Raw genomic sequence first — 18020 nt, 5'->3', positions numbered from 1 at the left:
GCGGCAGGCAGCCCTGCACATTCACGCTCGGCCAGCGGCCCTTCGCGGCGAGCTCCTCCTGGAACAGGCCGATCGCGCCGGATGCGACCTTCGAAAAGCTCGCCTGGCCACCCGGCGCCCTCTTCGGCGTGGCCTGGGACAGCTACTCGCCCGCAATTCACGTCAGCTCGGCCTCGGACCCCGTCGTATCCGTCGAACACCCGGCAAGCTGGGGGCGTCCCGCCGGTGTCGCCAGCATTCGCATCCCGGTCGGGGTCGATGGCGCCCAGGGGACCGACGGCGAACTGCTGGTCATCGATGGCGGCACCGTCCATAATCTCTGGCAGTTCAAGCGGTTGAGCGCCGACAGGGCCACCGCGCGGTCCTACGCTGCGGCGGACATCGTCACCGGCGACGGTTGGGGTCGCACATCGCCCTTTCTCGGCGCGGGCATCGTGGCGGCCGGCTCGAGCCAGCTTGCCGGCCTGCTGGTTCAGGCCGAGACCGATCGGGGTGAAATAACGCACGCCTTGCAGATCGCGATCGATGCGGCCCTGGCGCGGCCGGGCCGCATCGGTGAGGCGATCAACGGTGACGGCAGAAATCCGGAGGGCCTCGTCCAGGAAGGCGAACGTCTGGCCATCCCGGCCACCATGCCGATGCCGCCGGGGCTATCGCCGCTCGGGCAGAAGGTCTTTCGCGCCTACCGGACCTACGGCGCCTTCGTGATCGACGTGGCCGGGGGCATCACGAACCTGCGCGCCCAGGCCAATGCCTATGACGAGGCAACGATCACGGCGCTCCAGCAGGACCTGACACGGATATCGCCGCTGCTTCAGCGTGTGAGGCGGCCGGCCGACTGAACAGCCGACAACACGGCCGTGAGGGTCTCCCGATCACCGCGCCTGTCTCGCCGGCAACGCAAGATCGCCCCCGCGATACCGGGATCAGCCACAATGCCCCTGTGAGGCTCATCCGTTCATCTCGACGAGGCTCGGCGCCTTCGCCTGCGTCGGATCGAAAAGCGCCGAAATCGGCTCAATCGTGGCAACTTTGCGGCAACCGAGCCTATTGACTCGAACCAGGTCGCGCCTGCACAGCGCATCGGGCATGGCGTTTGTCATGCGTCAGGTCTAGGCGGCGGTATATGGCACGCATACGCGACGCGTTAACCATATTATACATGATGTCAACATCCGCATCCACAGAGACCGGCGGGATATCCACAAAAATCGACGTCGCGACATTTTCTCTTTGGCATCATATTCCAAACACGATATCTGGCCACGTTCGTTAGTGGATGGGAATATGATTCGCCGCCTGTGATATGGCGATGACCCGTCATCCACCCGCCGATCTCGCAGCATGCCTGGCTAATCGCTGCGTTGTCTCCTCGGAACGGCGTTAAATACCTGCCTGGCCTATCCATACCCGCACGCCGTTCCTCCTGGATAAGCTAAGGAATATAGGCATATGACCTCACTCGAAACTCGCCCATTTTCTGCGTCTTCGAGTTGGAATACTCCAGTATCAAGCAATGCAACCTTCACTAAACTTGGATGGCCCGCCTCGACGGGATACAACTACAGTGTAGCATGGGATAGTTACTCTCCTTCGGTTTACGTTGCTTCCGCCTCTGACCCGCTGGTTCAAGTCACCTACCCCCCGGGATGGGGTTATCCTGGCGGCACCGTCAGTGTTCACATGCCGGCAGCGGCGAACGGCGCCGCGGGTACTGACGGCGAACTGATCGTCATCGATGGCGACATCGCGTACAACTTCTGGCAATTCAACCGGACCAGCAACACGACAGCATCGGCTGCGTCGTTCGGGTCCGAAAACATCGTCACCGGCGATGGCTGGGGCACCAAGTCGCCCTTCCTCAGCGCGGGCATCACGGCTGCCGGCGCCAGTCAGCTCGGCGGTCTGCTCGTCAAGGCGGAAACGGATGACGGCGTGATCGATCACGCGCTGCAGCTCGCCGTCGATTTCTCGCTCGCCAAGCCCGGCGCCGTCGGCCAGGCCATCTCCAGCGACGGCAGCAACGCGTCGGGTATCGTCCAGGAAGGGCAGCTCCTCGCGATTCCGCCGGGCACCCCGATGCCTGCCGGCCTCTCTCCGCTGGGCCAGCAGGTCTTCAAGGCCATGCAGACCTATGGCGCCTATGTCATCGATGTGGCCGGCGGCACGACCAATATTCGCGCGCAGGCCAACGCCTACGACGACGCGACGATGACCGCGTTGTGGCACGACATGGGAAACATCACCCCCCTGCTGCAGGGTGTGTCCAATAATTCGGGCTCCGGAAGCACGGGCGGTACGGGAGGCACGGTCACCGATCCGCCGCCGGTCATCACCAACCCGCCACCGGTCACGACCCAGCCGACCACCGACACCACCAAGCCGACCGTGCAGTGGGTTGCGGCCAACGGCCCCGGCGTCGTCAACGGCACCGGCACCGTCAAGGCCGGCGACACCGTGCGCCTGACGCTGAAGTTCAGCGAGGCGGTCGATGTCAGCGGCACCGCGATCCTGTCGCTGAACGACAAGGGCACCGCGAAATATGTGAGCGGTACCGGCACCGACACCTTGCAGTTCGACTACAAGGTCGCCGCCGGCGAGAACACCGCCGATCTCGCGATCAGCGGCTACGACCTCTCCGGCGTGAAGGACAAGGCCGGCAACGCTGTCGACCTCAATGGCGCTCCGACGCTGCCGGCGGGAACACTGGTCGTCGATACTTCGACCTCGACCGGCACCACGACGCCGAAGGATACCACGGCGCCGACGGTGCAATGGATCGCCGCGACCGGTGCCGGCATCACCAACGGCACGGGCACCGTCAAGGCCGGCGACACCGTCCGGCTGTCGGTCAACTTCAACGAGGGAGTGACCGTCAACGGCACGCCGACCCTGTCGCTGAACACCGGCGGCACCGCCAAATATGTCGGCGGCGCGGGCACCAGCACGCTGCAGTTCGACTATGTGGTGAAGGCCGGCGAGAAAGCCTCCGACCTCGCGGTCGCCGGCTACAATCTGAAGGGTGTGACGGACCTGGCGGGCAATGCCGCCAATGCTGCCGGCGCGCCGCTTCAACCGGCCGGAGTGCTGGCCGTCGGCGGCTCCGCGGCGAAAGTCCAATGGATCGCCGCGACCGGCACCGAGCTCAGCAACGGCACCGGCACCGTCAAGGCCGGCAACACCGTTCGGCTCTCGGTCAACTTCAATGACGTGATGACCGTCAGCGGGTCTCCGACCCTGTCGCTGAACAGCGGCGGCACTGCCAAATATGTCGGCGGCGCGGGAACCAGCACCTTGCAGTTCGACTACAAGGTGCAGGCCGGCGAGAAGGCCTCCGACCTCGAAGTCGCCCGCTATAATCTGGGCGGCGTCAAGGATCGGGCTGGCAATGCCGTCGATATTGCCGGTGCGCCACATCAGCCGGCCGGGGTTCTGGCCGTCGGCGCCACGACGGCGAGCGACCCCACGGCGCCCAAGGTGCAATGGATCGCCGCGAGCGGTTCCGGCATCAGCGAAGGCAGCGGCACCGTCAAGGCGGGCGACACCGTCTGGCTGTCCGTCAACTTCAAGGACGCGATGACCGTCAACGGCGCGCCGTCCCTGTCGTTGAGCAGCGGCGGCACCGCCAAATACGTCAGCGGTTCCGGCACCAACACCCTGCAGTTCAAGTATGTGGTGGGAGCCGGCGAAAGCGCGCCCGATCTCGAAGTCTCGGGATACGATCTGAAGGGCGTGACGGACCGCGCGGGCAAGAGCGTCAACATTGCCGGCGCGCCGCATCAGCCGGCTGGCGTGCTGACCATCGCCGCCGATGCGTCGGCGGATACGGCGTCGGTCAATCCGTTGGCCAAGACTGTCGCCTCCGCGGCGTCCGACCTCGCGGCCCCCGCGACGGTGGCGTCCGGCACCTCCGCGCAGACGGCGTCGCAGCAGTGGTTCGGCGGCCATGGCGGCAGCGTGACGGATGCCGCCTTCGGCAGCGGCAGGACGCTCGGCTACTCCGGTTCCCAGGATGGAGGCGCGAGCGCCGATCCGTCCCAGGGGTCGGCGATGTCAAAGCTCGCTTTGCTCAATCAGTACGCGGCGTCGAGTTTCGCCACGCCCGCGCCGACGTCCTTCGGGGCGATGACGCAGGCCTGGTTGAACTCCTCCACCCAGACGCTCGCGAAGCCACGCGGCTGACTTAAAGCGGAGGCGCCGGGTCCGGCGCCTCCGCACCGACGCGAATTCGAAAAAATGTCCCGTGCGCGCGAGGCCTTCCTCGCGCGCACGCCTCAAACAGCATGTATGCGGGGCCACCACTTGGAAAATCCCGATAACGATACCCATCCGCGATCTGACGACGGCCTGACTGCGCTCATCTTCATCCTGCGCAGCCAGGGCGTGAGCGTCCTTCCGGAACAGATCCAGCATCAATTTCCCGGTCGGCCGATCGGGGTCTCGGAAATGATCCGCTGCGCCAAGGGCCTGGGCCTCAAGGCCCGCTCGGTGACGACGAGCTGGGAGCGGCTGGCGCGCACGCCGCTGCCGGTGATCGCCGCGATGCGCGACGGCAGCTTCCTGGTCCTGGGCCGCTGCGGCGAGGACCAGATCCTCGTCCAGGCGCCGAACGCCCCGCGGCCGAGCGTGATGTCGCGGGCCGAGCTCGAAGCGATCTGGGACGGCCGGCTCGTCCTGATGACGAAGCGCGCGACGCTGACCGACCTCGCCCGCCGTTTCGACATCACCTGGTTCATGGGCGCGATCCACAAATATCGCTGGCTCCTCGGCGAAGTCCTGATCGCGTCCTTCTTCCTCCAGTTCTTCGGCCTGATCTCGCCCCTGTTCTTCCAGGTCGTCATCGACAAGGTGCTCGTGCATCGCAGCATGAGCACGCTGGACGTGCTGGTCATCGGGCTGGTCGCCATTGCCGTATTCGAAGTCGTCCTCGGCGCGCTCAGGACCTATCTGTTCTCGCACACCACCAACCGGATCGACGTCGAGCTCGGGGCGCGCCTGTTCCGCCATCTGCTGGCGCTGCCGATCGGCTATTTCCAGGCACGTCGCGTCGGCGATTCCGTCGCCCGCGTGCGTGAGCTCGAGAACATCCGCAACTTCCTCACGAGTTCGGGGCTGACGCTCGTCATCGACCTGTTCTTCACGATCGTCTTCGTGGCCGCGCTGTTCTTCTATTCGCCGCTGCTGACCTGGATCGTGCTGGCGTCGCTGCCGCTCTACATCGCGATATCCGTGGGCGTGACCCCGCTCTTCCGCCGCTATCTCGACGACAAGTTCGCCCGCGGCGCCGAGAACCAGGCCTTCCTGGTCGAGAGCGTGACGGCGGTCGAAACGCTCAAGGCCATGGCGATCGAACCCCAGATGCAGCAGCGCTGGGAGGAGCAGCTCGCCGCCTATATCGCCGCGAGCTTCCGGGTGCTGAGCCTGGGCAACGTCGCCAGCCAGGCCGTTCAGCTCATCAGCAAGCTGGTGACCGCTGCGATCCTCTATGTCGGCGCCAAGCTGGTCATCGCCGGCAACCTTTCGGTGGGCGAGCTCGTCGCGTTCAACCTGCTCGCCGGCCGCGTCAGCGGCCCCGTCCTGCGACTGGCCCAGATCTGGCAGGACTTCCATCAGGCGCGGCTGTCGATCGCCCGCCTCGGCGATATTCTGAACACCACGCCCGAGCCTGCCTATAATCCCTCCCGGACGGCCCTTCCCGCCATCCGCGGCGACATCAGCTTCGAGCATGTGACGTTCCGCTACCGGATCGACGGCCCGGAGATCCTCCACAAGGTCAGCCTGAGCATTCCGGCCGGGCAGATGATCGGGATCGTGGGACCCTCAGGCTCCGGCAAGAGCACGCTGGCCAAGCTCGCCCAGAGGCTCTACGTGCCGGAAAGCGGCCGGGTCCTGGTCGACGGTATCGACGTCGCCCAGATCGACCCGTCCTGGCTGCGTCGCCAGATCGGCGTCGTCCTGCAGGACAATATCCTGTTCAACCGCTCGGTCCGCGACAACATCGCTTTGGCCGACCCCGCCCTTCCGGCGGATAAGGTGATCGAAGTCGCGAAACTGGCGGGCGCGCACGACTTCATCCTCAAATTGCCGGAGGGCTACGACACGATCGTCGGTGAGCGCGGCGGTAGCCTGTCGGGCGGGCAGCGGCAGCGTATCGCCATCGCCCGGGCCCTGGCGACCGATCCCCGCGTCCTGATCTTCGATGAGGCGACGAGCGCGCTCGACTACGAGAGCGAACACATCATCCAGCAGAACATGACGCAGATCGCGCGCTCCCGGACCGTGCTCGTCATCGCGCACCGTCTCTCCACCCTGCGGATGGCCGATCGCATCGTCACCATCGAAGGCGGCCGCCTGATCGAGGACGGCACTCACGAGCAACTGATGCGCACCGGCGGCCGCTACGCCACCTTGCATCGGCTTCAGTCCGGATTGCCGGAGGCCGCAAACACGCAGGCCGCGGCGGGTCAGGCCGCGTCCCGATCCGGGGCGTGGGGGCCCTCCCCACTGACAACGCTCGCGGGGCATCAGCCGTCCAACCTGGCCACCGCCCGTACCCACAAGCATCTTTGAGACGTCGGATGACCGCATCCTCCACAACCCCGGGAGCCTCTACGCCGCGCTGATTTCCCTTGGGAAAGCAGCGGCGACGAGAAAAAAGCCATGCACGCGCTCACGAACGATCAATCGGGACTTTTCGCACTGGAGATGCTGCTGCGCCTGCGCGGCGCCATCGCCACGAAGGAAGACCTTCGCAACCATCTCGGTGACGGCGCCGTCGGCGTCACCGAGATCCTGAAGGGCGCACGGGCCTATGGCTTTGTCGCCCGCTCCTTCTCCGCGACATGGGACAAGCTGGCCGAGCTTCCGCTGCCTTGCATTGCGGCGCTTCGCAACGGCGGCTTCCTCCTGCTCGGAAAGGTCAATCACGAGAACGCGGTCGTGGTCGCGTCGAACATCACGCAGCCGACCTTGATGACGCGGGCCGAATTCGAAGACCAGTGGGGCGGGCGTCTGGTCCTGCTGAAGCAGGCGAAGACGGCTGCCGAGAACATGCCGCGCCTCGACAGGGCCGTGGCGATCAGGGCGCGTCAGGCTCTGACATCGACGGCGGAATGGGGCGCTCGCAACACCCGCGCCGCCGTGACGAGCCTCGCCACGCGCTCGCAGGCCCTTCAGCAGGCCGTCATCGCCCGATCGACCGATGAGAAGCACCTGCGCTCCCTGGAGCTCGCATTTCTGCCGGCCGCGCTCGAAATCGTCGAGACGCCGCCCTCCCCGCTCGGGCGCATCATCGGCCTGAGCATCGTCTCCATCTTCGCCGCCGCCTTGCTCTGGGCCTGCATCGGCACCGTCGACATCGTCGCCGTCGCGCCCGGAAAGATCATCCCCAGCGACCGGACCAAGATGGTCCAGCCCTTCGAGACCGGTGTCGTGCGCGAGATCAAGGTCCGCGACGGCCAGAGCGTCAAGGCAGGCGACGTGTTGGTCGATCTCGACTCGACGACCGCCGATGCCGAGGTCGGGCATCTGCAGAGCGATCTGATGGCCGCTCGCCTCGATATCGCGAGGCTGCGGGCGGCGATCGCCAACAAGGAAGACCCCCTTTCGGCGTTTACTCCACCCAAGGACGCGTCTGCTGACCTGGTCCAGATGTATCGCGGCCTCCTCCTCAGCCAGAGCAGCGAGCAGAAGGCCAAGCTCGCGAGCATCGATGGGCAGCTGGCGCAGAAGGCGGCGGAGCGCGACACGATTCAGGCCTCCGTCGACAAGCTGAAGAACACGCTCGTGCCGCTCCAGCAGCGCGTCGAGATTCGCGAGCAGCTTTTCCAGAAGGAGCTCGGCTCCAAGGTCACCTATCTCACCGAATTGCAGGATCTCGTCGGCCAGCGTCAGGACATCCTCGTTCAGGAGAAGCGCGGCAGCGAAACCAATGCCGCGGTCACCGCCTTGACCGAGACGCGCGCGAAGACCGTGGCGGAGTACGAGCGAACCCTGTTCGACGACCTGACCAAGGCCCAGCAGAAGGAGGCCGGCTTCAGGCGGGACATCGTCAAGGCCGAGCAGCGCAGGAACCTGCAGAGGCTGACGGCCCCGGTCGACGGCATCGTGCAGCAGCTCGCGATTCATACGATCGGCGGCGTCGTCACGCCGGCGCAGACGCTGATGTACATCGTTCCGGCAGACAGCCGGCTGGAAATCGAGGCGATGATCTCGAACCGCGACATCGGCTTCGTCAGCGCCGGCCAGGAAGCCGCCGTCAAGATCGACACCTTCAATTTCACCCGCTACGGCCTGCTGCGCGGCACCATCCTCAGCATCTCGCAGGACGCCATCCCGCGCGACAAGATTCCCGACACCGCCGGTGACAAAACCTCGGGAGCGGGAAACGACAGCAGCGAACCGCGCGGGCAGGAACTCCTCTACGCCGCGCGCATCTCGCTCGACCGCACGCAGCTCGCGATCGAGGACAAGCAGGTCAACCTGTCGCCCGGCATGGCCGTGACGGCGGAGGTCAAGACCGGCCGGCGGCGGATCATCAGCTATCTGCTCTCGCCGCTCTCCCGCTACCAGCACGACAGCATGCGGGAACGCTAAGGCATTTTCGAGCGAAACGGACACCGGTTCGCGTAAAGAAAATGCTATAAAACAAAGAGATGGATCATTTCCGCGATTCAGGGAAACGCGGAAATGATCCAGGAGCCGGCTCGGGGGGACCCGGACCGAAAGCTTCGCATCGGGCCGGATTTCGCATTCGGCCCGATGCCGTGGGCGTCCCTTTTTTTCGGCGTCTCCGAAAGCCGGTCTTCCCGGTGCGTTCAGGCAAGCCGCCGTGTCGCGCCAGCGGCCTGATGGACCGCCATGACCGCCCGGACCCGGCTGTCGAAACCGATCTCGCTGATGTTGTCGATCCCGAGCAGGGCGGCCAGCCGCGAACGGGCGCGGTTGATCCTGCTCTTGATCGTTCCGGTGGTGGTGCGGCAAAGCGTGGCCGTATCCTCGTAGGAGAGCCCCGCCGCGCCGACCAGCATCAGCGCCTCGCGCTGATCGAACGGAATTTCGCGCAGAGCCGCACAGAACTCCTTGTATTCCAGCAGGCCCTCCTGCTCCGGCGCCGCGCGCAGCGACTCGGAATAGCAGCCATCGGCGTCCTCGACCTCGTGGCGCCGCCGGCGCAGATCGGAGAGGTAGCAGTTTCGCAGGATCGTCGTCAGCCAGGCACCGAGATTGGTGCCGGGCCGGAAGGTGTGGATCTTGCTGATCGCGCGCATCAGCGTTTCCTGCACGAGATCGTCTGACCTGTCCGCGCTTCGGCTGAGGGACATGGCGTAGGCACGCAATTGCGGCTCGAAAGTCAGCATTTGCTGCTGAAGGGAGAGAGAGCCGGCTTCCAACTTCCCGGAATTATTGTCTCCGCAGGCCATCGTCGATCTCCCACTCACAACCACGAGACAAAACAATCAACCGCTCGCAGGCGAAACGAGCCTGCGTTCCCGGCAGCGCGGATCGCGCAGCCGAACCGTTACTGCTTCACTTTGGCCGGCATCATCATGTTGGTCTGCTCGAGCGGACCGGCGATGCCGAGCCCTCCTCCGGGGATGATGCTCCGCTGGACCCTGAGCACGTCTCCGGGCAGGAGCTCCATGCTCTCCGGCGCGTCGATCGTCTCAGACTTTCCGTCCTGGATGCGGACGACCGTCAGGCTGCGGGTCTCGACAGGGCCGTCGGAGTTTCCGATCAGCGTCGGGACGGTCACCTTGGCCTCCACGAGAAGACTCCGGTTGGTGTCGAACTTCACGCTGACCTCGTCGAGATCCATCCGGACCTTCTGCACCTCGGCGGTCAGGGACGCGTTGCGCTCGCTCTTCAGGTCGAAGATCCTCTGGTCGGCCTGCGTGATGTTCTGGCGCGACCGCAGGATCAGCGTCTGGAAGCCCTGCTCGTTCATTTCGAGCTGCGCCTGCATGCGTTCGAGGTTCGCCAGGCGGCTGATCGTCGTCAGGCCACGCTTGACCAGGTCCCGAACCTCCTTGAGCTCCTTCTCGACGCTCGCGACCTGGACCTTGTTGGCCTCGATCTGGCGCTTGATCGCCTCGATCTCGCGCTCATACAGGGCCCGGTTCTGCTCCAGGCTGTCGATCTGGGTCTTCAGGGAGTCGACATGGATGTTCAGGAGCGAACGCTCCTCGTCGATCAGTTGCCTCACCCCGCCATCGCTCTGCGACCGGGCGAGAAGCTCGGGCGGAAACTGGATGTCGCTCCTCATCACCAGCTCGGAGTTCAGGCGGGCCCGGCGCGCCGTCAGCTCGTAATACCGCCTGACGAGATTCCGCATATCGCCGGTGATGTTGATGCTGTCGCGGTCGAGCCGCATCAGGCCGGGGTCACTGAACCGCAGCCACCCGCCGGCCAGGCTGACGACTTGCAGAACGGTCATGCCCGGGCGGAACTGATACTCGCCGGGCTTCTGCACGTCGCCCAGCACATAGACCGGCCGGGTCTCGAGGACCTCGACCGAGGCGCCGGGCTTGTCGGAAATGCCGGAGCGCACAAAGCGCTCGGCAATCTGGCCCGCGATTTCCTTGGTCGAAAGGCCGTTGACGGGAATATCCCCGATCGGCGCGATGGAGATCGTTCCATTCGCGCGGACTTTGTATTCACCGCTCAGCTCAGGATACTGAAAGATCTTGATCTTGAGCTTGTCATCGGCCCGAACGACGTAGTCGGACGTCGCGCGCACAGTGTTGCCGTTGAGCGTGAACAGGACCAGTGAAACTGTCCCGACGACATTTACCCATGAACGGCTTCGCTTCATCGTAGCACCTCTCCGCTTCATGACGATCCGGCAACCGGCTCGATAGGCATCGCAGGCCCGAACAGGCCTCGTCCGGCGGCCATCAACCCTTCCGCCTCCCAGAGCTTGTCCCCGAAACGGCCGATCATCCGGTCATCGACCATGTTCAAAACCGCTCCGATGAAATCCGACGGCGCCGCGCCGGAGACCGTGAAGGCGCGCTCGATCCGCTCCATCTCGGCGCCGCCCCATTTCATCACCAGCAGGATTCCGTCGATGTTCTGCGCGGCCATGCGAAACTCGGGACCGCGTTCGAGGGCCGGCAGGCAGACGACGATCAGGTCGTAGGCTGCCAGCGATGTCTGATCGCAATGCATCCACCAGTTGGCGACGCCCTCGCCGGTGCCGGGAGGAGGCGTGATGAGAAGATCGGGTCCGTCGCCGCCATTGTTCCAGAGGCTGCCGCCGAGCGGCTGCGGCTGCGTCCCCGAGAATGCCGGCGCGGAGGACATCTCCCTCGCGGACGATCGCGACGTCTCGCTGCCGCCGGCCTCCACGAGCAGAACCTTCCTCTGGCTGCGCGCGGCCATCTGGGCGAGGTGCCGCGCCACGGTCGTCGCGCCATCTCCTGCGATCGAGGAGGCGACGCCGACGGTGCGTGCCTTGGCCGCCTCGATCGCGACCGTCGCCCGCAGAAGCGTTTGCGCCAGCAAGGCTTCAGGCAGGCGATCCTGGCCGGCACGCTGCCGAGCCTGGCTCGAAATCGCGGGCTTGCCGCTTTTGAACAAGGGGATCGCGCCGATGCACTCCAGGCCGAAACGCTGAATCTGCGCGGCACTGCGGATCGTCTTGTCCCGGAAGTCGAGAAACAGCGCCAGCGCCGCCCCGATCACCAATCCGGCCATGACCGTAGCCATGATGATCAGGATCTTCCGCGGTCCGTTGGGCTTGTCCGGAGCGAGCGCCGGCGTCATCACATAGACGCTGGGTCCCAAGCCCTGCAGCCGCTCGCGCAGCAATGGCGAGCGCTCGCCATCCTGCTCCGCGTTGAGACGCGCCTGGAGCATGACCTGGCTGATGCCATTGGCGATGAGCGCGGACTTCTCCGGATCGGAGGTCGTGACGTCGACGAGGATCGTGTGACTGGTTCCGACCCGCTTGACCGCGATGCTCCTGGCGAGGGACTCGATGGCGGCTTCCTGCTTCGCGCGGCTCTCGTCGGAGGTCGCTGGCGACGTGCCGGAAAGCCACCGGGCGAGCCCCTGAAACGCCGTCGCCGCGGGAACGAACTCGGAATCCTCGGTAAGGTCCAGCGACCCTACGACCTTGGCCAGGGTACCGCGCGAGCGGATGACCTCGCTCTCGTTCTCGACCTGCGTGAGATCGGCGCGCCCGAGGGAAATGACGAGGTCGGGGCCGGGCTGAACTTCCTTCACATAGACCAGGAGCTGCGTCGACGCCGTATAGCTCGCTGGCCTCAGCACCGTGTAGAGCAGGCCAAGCATCGCCGCGAGACCGACACATGCGGCAATGAGCTTCCAGCGGCGGCGTAGGCTGAGAAGGCCGAATGTTGTGGAGGGCTGGCGCTCGTCAATATAGACCGACATTGGACTTCCGATCTGTATCCACCGACCATTTGATGTCTTTGCAGGAACTCCGTTCCCTCAAAGACGGCGTTCGCAAGTCACACAACGCGAATACGCGGACTGTAAGTCACGATAAAACTTCGATATTTTTCACTGCAGCTTTGCGGGAACGAATTCGCACGATTGATTCGTCGCTGTACTGGGCAAAGCCAATTCCAGATGCTCGGCGTCCACAACACGCGCCGCTCTCATCCAGACAAAGGCTCTGTTCCAGACCTCCCAGCTCATCTCCTCCATGATGAGCCCGTAATCCTCCGGGCTGAGCCGCCGCAAAATCAGCTCAGCCACCCTGCGGGCCCGGTCCGCGCCCGGGTCGTTTCGCCTCCCTTCGGCGGGCCCGTTAAGCTCGCGCGCGGGAAGAAACGACGAGGAGAATCCTTCCTGCGCCGGACGCTGCACCGCCTCCATCCTGGTCTTGCGCGTATCCACGACCTGCGAATGCAGCTCGCTGCGGGACACACGCTCACCGTTCTCGAGTCGCTGCAGGATGGTGGTGCGAACCGCCGGCGGGGTCGTCTTGGCGAGATAGACACGAAGCGTCGATGGAACCATCAGCGCGACGAGCTTCGCATTCGCATCGGAATCGGCGCCGCGCGCCAGCTTCATCAGGTCCTGCGCGGTCCTGATCTTGAACTCGCACGCCTTTTCGACCCATTTGACGAAGACCCCGTGGGGCAGCCGCTCCTTGACGCGAAGGAGCTCGCGGCCGATTTCCACAGCATGTTCGGTCGCAGCCCGACGCAGGAGCTTGATCCTTTGCGCGGCATCCTGCAATTCTGTCGCGGAGAGCTGTGCATTCGGCAACACGGCTATACCCTCACTCAACCCACAGTACTATTCAGCTTACGCTTGGTGCACTGCACCGTGAAGCGAGCAAAGGGGTTCCCGTCGGCGCAAAGGGAGTAGCTCCTTGAGGCGACACGCGATGCGTTCACGACGCCGGCGCGGCGACAGAGATCAAATAAAAATCTGATTTATATCAGTTACTTACCATATTTAAGGAGAATTGGAGCTACCCCCGTTCCGCTCCACGGGAAGTGAAATGAGCCTCGCTTTTCGGAAGCTCCCGCCTGATGGCAGCTCGGCCTCCCTTCAGAAACATTACCTTACGTAAGTATCAAGACGGGATGCCGCGCGGCAGAAATCGCCGCAAGCGAGATCTTGGCTGCCGGAAGGTCACGCCCGCAGTGAACCGATCTCCTGGCAGGGCGAACCAGAAACCCGGGCAGCAACATGGCCAGTGACGCTGCGTCGAGCGGAGAAAGCCCGGACATCACACCGGTCTGCGAAGCCGCCGCGCCTGGGCCCCAGATCTACAGTGCCGGCGGCATATCGACGTCGATCATGATGGTCCCGAACCGAGCTTGACGGTGCGGCACGACCTTATAGGTTGGACGTGATCGAGGTTCTCCAGATTCAGCCTGGAGCTAAGAGGGAATTCGGTGAGGCGCGTTGCGCCAAAGCCGAGGCTGCCCCCGCAACTGTAAGCGGCGAGCTCTCCGTCCATCGTCCACTGGCGCGTGCCGCGCCGGGAAGGCCGGGCGGAACCGGCGTCGACCCGCGAGCCAGGAGACCTGCCCCGGTCATCGAAGACGTCTTTCGGACGGGGTGTTCCGGAGGTGTGTGTCGGTGATGGCCATGCGGCCGTCATCCGTCCGCATCCTGCGCAGCTCCCGCATCCGTCATCTCGGGGAGCGATGAAGTCCATGTTCATGAAGACCGCCGGCCGCGCTGTCGCGGGGAGCTTGACGGCTGCGCGCCGCTCGCCCTATCAGAAATGTAACAATGTTTCATATAAGGCTTCCTCTGTGCCGATTGCGCGCCCTCTCGTCCGCCTGCTTCAATGGCCCGTCCTGGCATTCCTCGGCAGCCTGGCCGCGGGCGCGGCCGTCGCAGCGCCGACCCAGTATCCGCTGACGCTGGAGAACTGCCGCGAGACGATCACCTTCAACGCCGCGCCCAAACGCGTCGTCTCGATCGGCCAGACGCAGACCGAGATCCTCTATGCGCTCGGCCTCGGCGACCGCGTCGTCGGCACCGCCGTCTGGTTCTCGCCCATCGCCAAGCCCTATGAGGCGATCAATGCCAAGGTGAAGCGCCTCGCCGACAACGACCCGAGCTTCGAGGCGGTTCTCGCGCAGGAGCCGGACCTCGTTACCGCGATGTTCGAATGGCATGTCGGCCCCAACGGCATCGTCGGCAAGCGCGATCAGTTCGCCAAGGTCAAGGTGCCCACCTATGTCTCGCCGACCGATTGCGTCGGCAAGGACAATTCCGGCGGCGGCGACGGTGTGCGCACCCAGATGTTCACGATGGAGCTGGTCTATCGCAACATCCGCGAATTCGGGCAGATCTTCGACGTGTCCGACCGCGCCGAGACGCTCGTCGCCGAGCTCAAGGCGCGCGAGGAGAAGGCGGTCCAGGCGGTGGCGGATGCAAAGGTCAAGGACGTGCCGGTCGTCGTCTGGTTCTCCAGCAAGGACATCAAGGGCGACGGCTTCATGGCCGGCAGGAACGGCGTGCCCGCCTACATCCTGTCGAAGCTCGGGGCGCGCAATATCATCACGACCAATGAGGAATGGCCGTTGGTCGGCTGGGAGAGCATCGCTGCCGCCAATCCCGCGGTCATCGTCACGGTGAAGATGGATCGCCGCCGCTTTCCGGCCGATGATATCGAGAAGAAGCTCGATTTCCTGAAAACCGACCCCGTCGCCAGCAAGCTCGACGCGGTGAAGAACAATCGCATCGTCATCATGGATGTCGGAGCGACCCGCGCCGGGCTCGATACGGTGGACGGCATCGAGACGCTCGCCAAGGCGATCGCCGGCTTCGGTCTGACTCCTTGAGCCACGCAGCCCACGGCCCGAACTGGCCGGCGCGGATCGCCGTCGCGCTGGTTTCGCTGCTGGCGCTCACCTTCGCGGTGGCGCTGGCGGTGACGATCGGCGAGATGCGCATCCCGTTGGAGACGGCGTTGAAGGCGCTCGGCAACGGGCTGTTCGATCTCGATTGGCCTGTCAGCGCGATCCAGCAGGGCGTGATCTTCGACTATCGCCTCAGCCGGGCGCTGATGGCGGGGTTGTGCGGCGGCGCGCTCGCTCTCTCAGGCGCAATCCTGCAGGCGCTGCTGCGCAATCCCCTGGCGGAGCCTTACGTTCTCGGCATCTCGGCGGGAGCCTCGACCGGCGCCGTCGCGGTGCTGATCCTCGGCGTCAGCGTCGGCGGCACGGCGCTGACGGTCTCGGCCGGCGCCTTCATCGGCTCCTGCGCCGCGCTCGCGGTGGTCGCGCTCCTGGCGACCGGAGCGGGCGGGGCGAGCGATCGCGTCATCCTCGCCGGTGTCGCCACCTCGCAGCTCTTCAACGCGGCGACCGCCACGATCGTGACGACGCTCGCCAGCGCCGAGCAGGCGCGGGGCGTGATGTTCTGGCTCCTTGGGAATTTCGGCGGCGTCCGCTGGCCGGACCTCTGGATTGCGGCGCCGGTCGCCTTCATCGGCTTCGGCATCTGCATGCTGCACGCCAAGGCGCTCGACGCCTTCGCTTTCGGCGTCGACGCGGCCGCCTCGCTCGGCGTCGCGGTCACGCGGGTGAAAATCGTGCTCTTCGCCACGACCGCGGTGATGACCGCCGTGATGGTCTCGATCGTCGGAACGGTGGGCTTCGTTGGGCTGATCATTCCCCATGCCGCCCGTTTCCTCGTCGGTTCCGGCCATGCCCGGCTTTTGCCCGCCTGCCTCGTCATCGGTGCGATCTTCATGATCCTCGCCGACATCCTGTCGCGCGTGCTGATCCCGCAGCAGATCCTGCCGATCGGCGTGGTCACCGCGCTGTTCGGCGCGCCGGTCTTCGCCTTGATCCTCTATCGCGCCAGGAAACCCAAATGATGGGGCCGACATGACGCTCGCGATGCGGGAGGTGCGCTGGGGCACGGCCGGCCGGATGATCATCGACGGGGTGACGCTGCAGGCGGCGCCCGGCCGGGTGCTCGGCCTGATCGGTCCGAACGGCTCGGGCAAATCGAGCCTTCTCAGGCTGCTTTGCCGGTTGCGCAATGTCGCGAGCGGCGTCGTCATGCTCGATGGGCGTGACATCGCCGGCGTGGCGCGGCGCGATCTCGCGCGCCGCCTCGCCTTCGTGGAGCAGCAGGCGACGACCGAGATCCAGCTCTCCGTCTGCGACGTCGTCCGCCTCGGCCGCACGCCGCATCGCGCCGCGCTGGCATCCTGGAGCACGGCGGACGAGGCAGCGGTGAACGAAGCGCTGGCGCGGGTCGGGCTCGCGGAGCGGCACGACCAGTCCTGGCATACGCTGTCGGGCGGCGAGCGCCAGCGGGCCCATATCGCCCGGGCGCTGGCGCAGGAACCGAGCGAGCTGATCCTCGACGAGCCGACCAACCATCTCGACATCCAGCACCAGCTCGCGATCCTCAACCTCATCCGCCGCCTCGGCATCACCTGCATCATGGCGCTGCACGATCTCAACCTCGCAGCGATGTTCTGCGACGAGATCGCACTGCTGCATGAAGGGCGGCTGGAAGCGGCGGGTTCGCCGGATGAGGTCCTGACGAGCGAAACGATCCAACGCATCTTCGGCGTCGCGGTCGCGATCCGTCCCGGGGCGTCCGGGCGGCGTCACATCGAATACCTGATCGAGGCCGAGGGAAGAGAGCGGTCTTAATCGTTCCCGGCGCCCTGCGAGAGCAGGCCGCAACGCCATGTCGTTCGCGGGATCGAACGCGATCGACACATCGACCATATTGCGGGGCGGCCGCCTGACGACGTCACGCAGCCTCAGGCAATCCCGAGGTTCACATCTGCGTGAAACACGCAACGGTGGCTGAGCACCCGCTATGCGGGCAGAAGCGTCCGAATTGCGCGGAGTAAAAGCCGTTTTCGCACGATACGGCGCTGCATTCGCTCTTCTGGCAGCGCTCACGAAACGTGATCGGCCGATGCTGGCCGTTGGCGCCGCCGGACTTCTGAGTTTCAATCATTCCACTTCAAAAATCCTCGGCATGCTCGCACGGCATCCTGAGGCTTCCGGCGAGGCGCGTTGGCTCTCTCGCCGTCCTGCTTGAACCGAACCGGGAGGGTTTACGGTGACGAAGCTGAATGTGAATGGCCGGACTCTGGACGTCGCAGTCGATGGCGACACGCCGCTGCTCTGGGTGATCCGCGAACAAATCGGTCTGACCGGCACGAAATATGGCTGCGGCGTTGCCCAGTGCGGCGCCTGCACGGTCCATATCGACGGCGTCGCCACGCGCTCCTGCGCGCTGCCGGTCAGCGCCGTGACCGAGGAGCAGAAGATCGTCACGATCGAAGGGCTCTCCCCTGACGGAACCCACCCGGTCCAGCAGGCCTGGATCAAGCACGACGTGCCGCAATGCGGCTTCTGCCAGAGCGGCATGATCATGACCGCGGCTGCGCTGCTGCAGGCCAATCCGAAGCCGAGCGAAGCCGACATCGCCAGCGAGATGACCAATATCTGCCGCTGCGGCACCTATGTCCGCGTCAAGGCCGCGATCCTCGACGTCGCCGCCGGCGGCCAGCTCGGCCGCGGTTGAGGGAGAGGAGAGCG

At 65.2% G+C, this 18020-nt stretch carries 13 protein-coding genes and 1 riboswitch; of the genes, 8 read left to right on the top strand and 5 right to left on the bottom strand.

All coding sequences use genetic code 11. From position 1 onward, the window contains the following. Positions 1-128: 128 nt before the first annotated feature. Positions 129-842 carry a hypothetical protein gene (locus GGC47_RS04955; RefSeq protein WP_191125473.1) on the top strand — a complete coding sequence of 238 codons (714 nt, stop codon included), beginning with the start codon at positions 129-131 and terminating at the stop codon, positions 840-842. 108 nt (positions 843-950) lie between these two features. Here the strand turns inward: GGC47_RS04955 and GGC47_RS04950 are convergent, their stop codons facing one another. Beyond that, the gene (locus GGC47_RS04950) at positions 951-1091 is read right to left on the bottom strand and encodes a hypothetical protein (RefSeq protein WP_185747919.1); all 141 of its coding nucleotides are present in this window, start codon (positions 1089-1091) and stop codon (positions 951-953) included. A 361-nt stretch (positions 1092-1452) separates the two neighbouring features. On the opposite strand from GGC47_RS04950, the gene GGC47_RS04945 reads away from it, so the two are divergent. The 3 genes from GGC47_RS04945 to GGC47_RS04935 all read left to right on the top strand — a co-directional run bounded on the left by GGC47_RS04945 (position 1453) and on the right by GGC47_RS04935 (position 8595). Beyond that, positions 1453-4182, top strand: coding sequence for a hypothetical protein (locus tag GGC47_RS04945; RefSeq protein ID WP_429067127.1), 2730 nt, complete (start codon positions 1453-1455; stop codon positions 4180-4182). A gap of 105 nt (positions 4183-4287) precedes the next feature. Next, the gene (locus tag GGC47_RS04940; protein ID WP_081925178.1) at positions 4288-6570 is read left to right on the top strand and encodes a type I secretion system permease/ATPase; all 2283 of its coding nucleotides are present in this window, start codon (positions 4288-4290) and stop codon (positions 6568-6570) included. A 90-nt stretch (positions 6571-6660) separates the two neighbouring features. After that, positions 6661-8595, top strand: a complete 1935-nt coding sequence (locus GGC47_RS04935; RefSeq protein ID WP_081925179.1) for an HlyD family type I secretion periplasmic adaptor subunit — start codon at positions 6661-6663, stop codon at positions 8593-8595. Positions 8596-8816: 221 nt separating this feature from the next. Here GGC47_RS04935 and GGC47_RS04930 read toward each other — a convergent pair whose 3' ends face one another. From GGC47_RS04930 to GGC47_RS04915, 4 genes are all read right to left on the bottom strand, one after another. Beyond that, a complete protein-coding gene (locus GGC47_RS04930; RefSeq protein WP_051987556.1) occupies positions 8817-9422 on the bottom strand; it encodes a sigma-70 family RNA polymerase sigma factor in 606 nt (201 codons plus the stop codon). A gap of 98 nt (positions 9423-9520) precedes the next feature. Next, a complete protein-coding gene (locus tag GGC47_RS04925) occupies positions 9521-10813 on the bottom strand; it encodes a polysaccharide biosynthesis/export family protein (RefSeq protein WP_038359423.1) in 1293 nt (430 codons plus the stop codon). A 17-nt stretch (positions 10814-10830) separates the two neighbouring features. Further along, positions 10831-12399, bottom strand: coding sequence for a Wzz/FepE/Etk N-terminal domain-containing protein (locus GGC47_RS04920; protein WP_142021589.1), 1569 nt, complete (start codon positions 12397-12399; stop codon positions 10831-10833). A gap of 129 nt (positions 12400-12528) precedes the next feature. Further along, on the bottom strand, positions 12529-13245 hold the full coding sequence (locus GGC47_RS04915; protein WP_185747918.1) for a DUF3102 domain-containing protein: 717 nt from the start codon (positions 13243-13245) through the stop codon (positions 12529-12531). Between the two features lie 579 nt (positions 13246-13824). After that, a riboswitch (cobalamin riboswitch) is annotated at positions 13825-14034 on the top strand. A gap of 212 nt (positions 14035-14246) precedes the next feature. On the opposite strand from GGC47_RS04915, the gene GGC47_RS04910 reads away from it, so the two are divergent. The 4 genes from GGC47_RS04910 to GGC47_RS04895 all read left to right on the top strand — a co-directional run bounded on the left by GGC47_RS04910 (position 14247) and on the right by GGC47_RS04895 (position 18006). After that, complete coding sequence (locus tag GGC47_RS04910; RefSeq protein ID WP_370954447.1) at positions 14247-15284, top strand: ABC transporter substrate-binding protein; 1038 nt, start codon at positions 14247-14249, stop codon at positions 15282-15284. Beyond that, positions 15281-16324, top strand: a complete 1044-nt coding sequence (locus GGC47_RS04905; protein ID WP_429067119.1) for a FecCD family ABC transporter permease — start codon at positions 15281-15283, stop codon at positions 16322-16324. Before GGC47_RS04910 ends, GGC47_RS04905 begins: the two co-directional genes overlap by 4 nt. Before the next feature lie 10 nt (positions 16325-16334). Then, positions 16335-17117: an ABC transporter ATP-binding protein gene (locus GGC47_RS04900; RefSeq protein WP_112762843.1), complete on the top strand. Its 783-nt coding sequence runs from the start codon at positions 16335-16337 to the stop codon at positions 17115-17117. Positions 17118-17538: 421 nt separating this feature from the next. Continuing rightward, entirely contained in the window at positions 17539-18006 is a 468-nt protein-coding gene (locus GGC47_RS04895; RefSeq protein WP_113252690.1) for a (2Fe-2S)-binding protein, read from the top strand. Positions 18007-18020: the final 14 nt, after the last annotated feature.

Origin of the sequence: Allobosea sp. OAE752 (assembly GCF_050433265.1) — a bacterium.
GTDB classification, from domain to species: Bacteria; Pseudomonadota; Alphaproteobacteria; order Rhizobiales; family Beijerinckiaceae; genus Allobosea; species Allobosea spartocytisi.
The sequence above is the reverse complement of the archived record's forward strand: the minus strand, read 5'-3'. Positions and strand labels throughout refer to the sequence as shown.

Coding starts and splice junctions, on each gene's coding strand:
- GGC47_RS04950 (WP_185747919.1), bottom strand. CDS start 1,091: ATGCCCGATGCGCTGTGCAGGCGCGACCTGGTTCGAGTCAATAGGCTC.
- GGC47_RS04945 (WP_429067127.1), top strand. CDS start 1,453: ATGACCTCACTCGAAACTCGCCCATTTTCTGCGTCTTCGAGTTGGAAT.
- GGC47_RS04940 (WP_081925178.1), top strand. CDS start 4,288: ATGCGGGGCCACCACTTGGAAAATCCCGATAACGATACCCATCCGCGA.
- GGC47_RS04935 (WP_081925179.1), top strand. CDS start 6,661: ATGCACGCGCTCACGAACGATCAATCGGGACTTTTCGCACTGGAGATG.
- GGC47_RS04930 (WP_051987556.1), bottom strand. CDS start 9,422: ATGGCCTGCGGAGACAATAATTCCGGGAAGTTGGAAGCCGGCTCTCTC.
- GGC47_RS04925 (WP_038359423.1), bottom strand. CDS start 10,813: ATGAAGCGAAGCCGTTCATGGGTAAATGTCGTCGGGACAGTTTCACTG.
- GGC47_RS04920 (WP_142021589.1), bottom strand. CDS start 12,399: ATGTCGGTCTATATTGACGAGCGCCAGCCCTCCACAACATTCGGCCTT.
- GGC47_RS04900 (WP_112762843.1), top strand. CDS start 16,335: ATGACGCTCGCGATGCGGGAGGTGCGCTGGGGCACGGCCGGCCGGATG.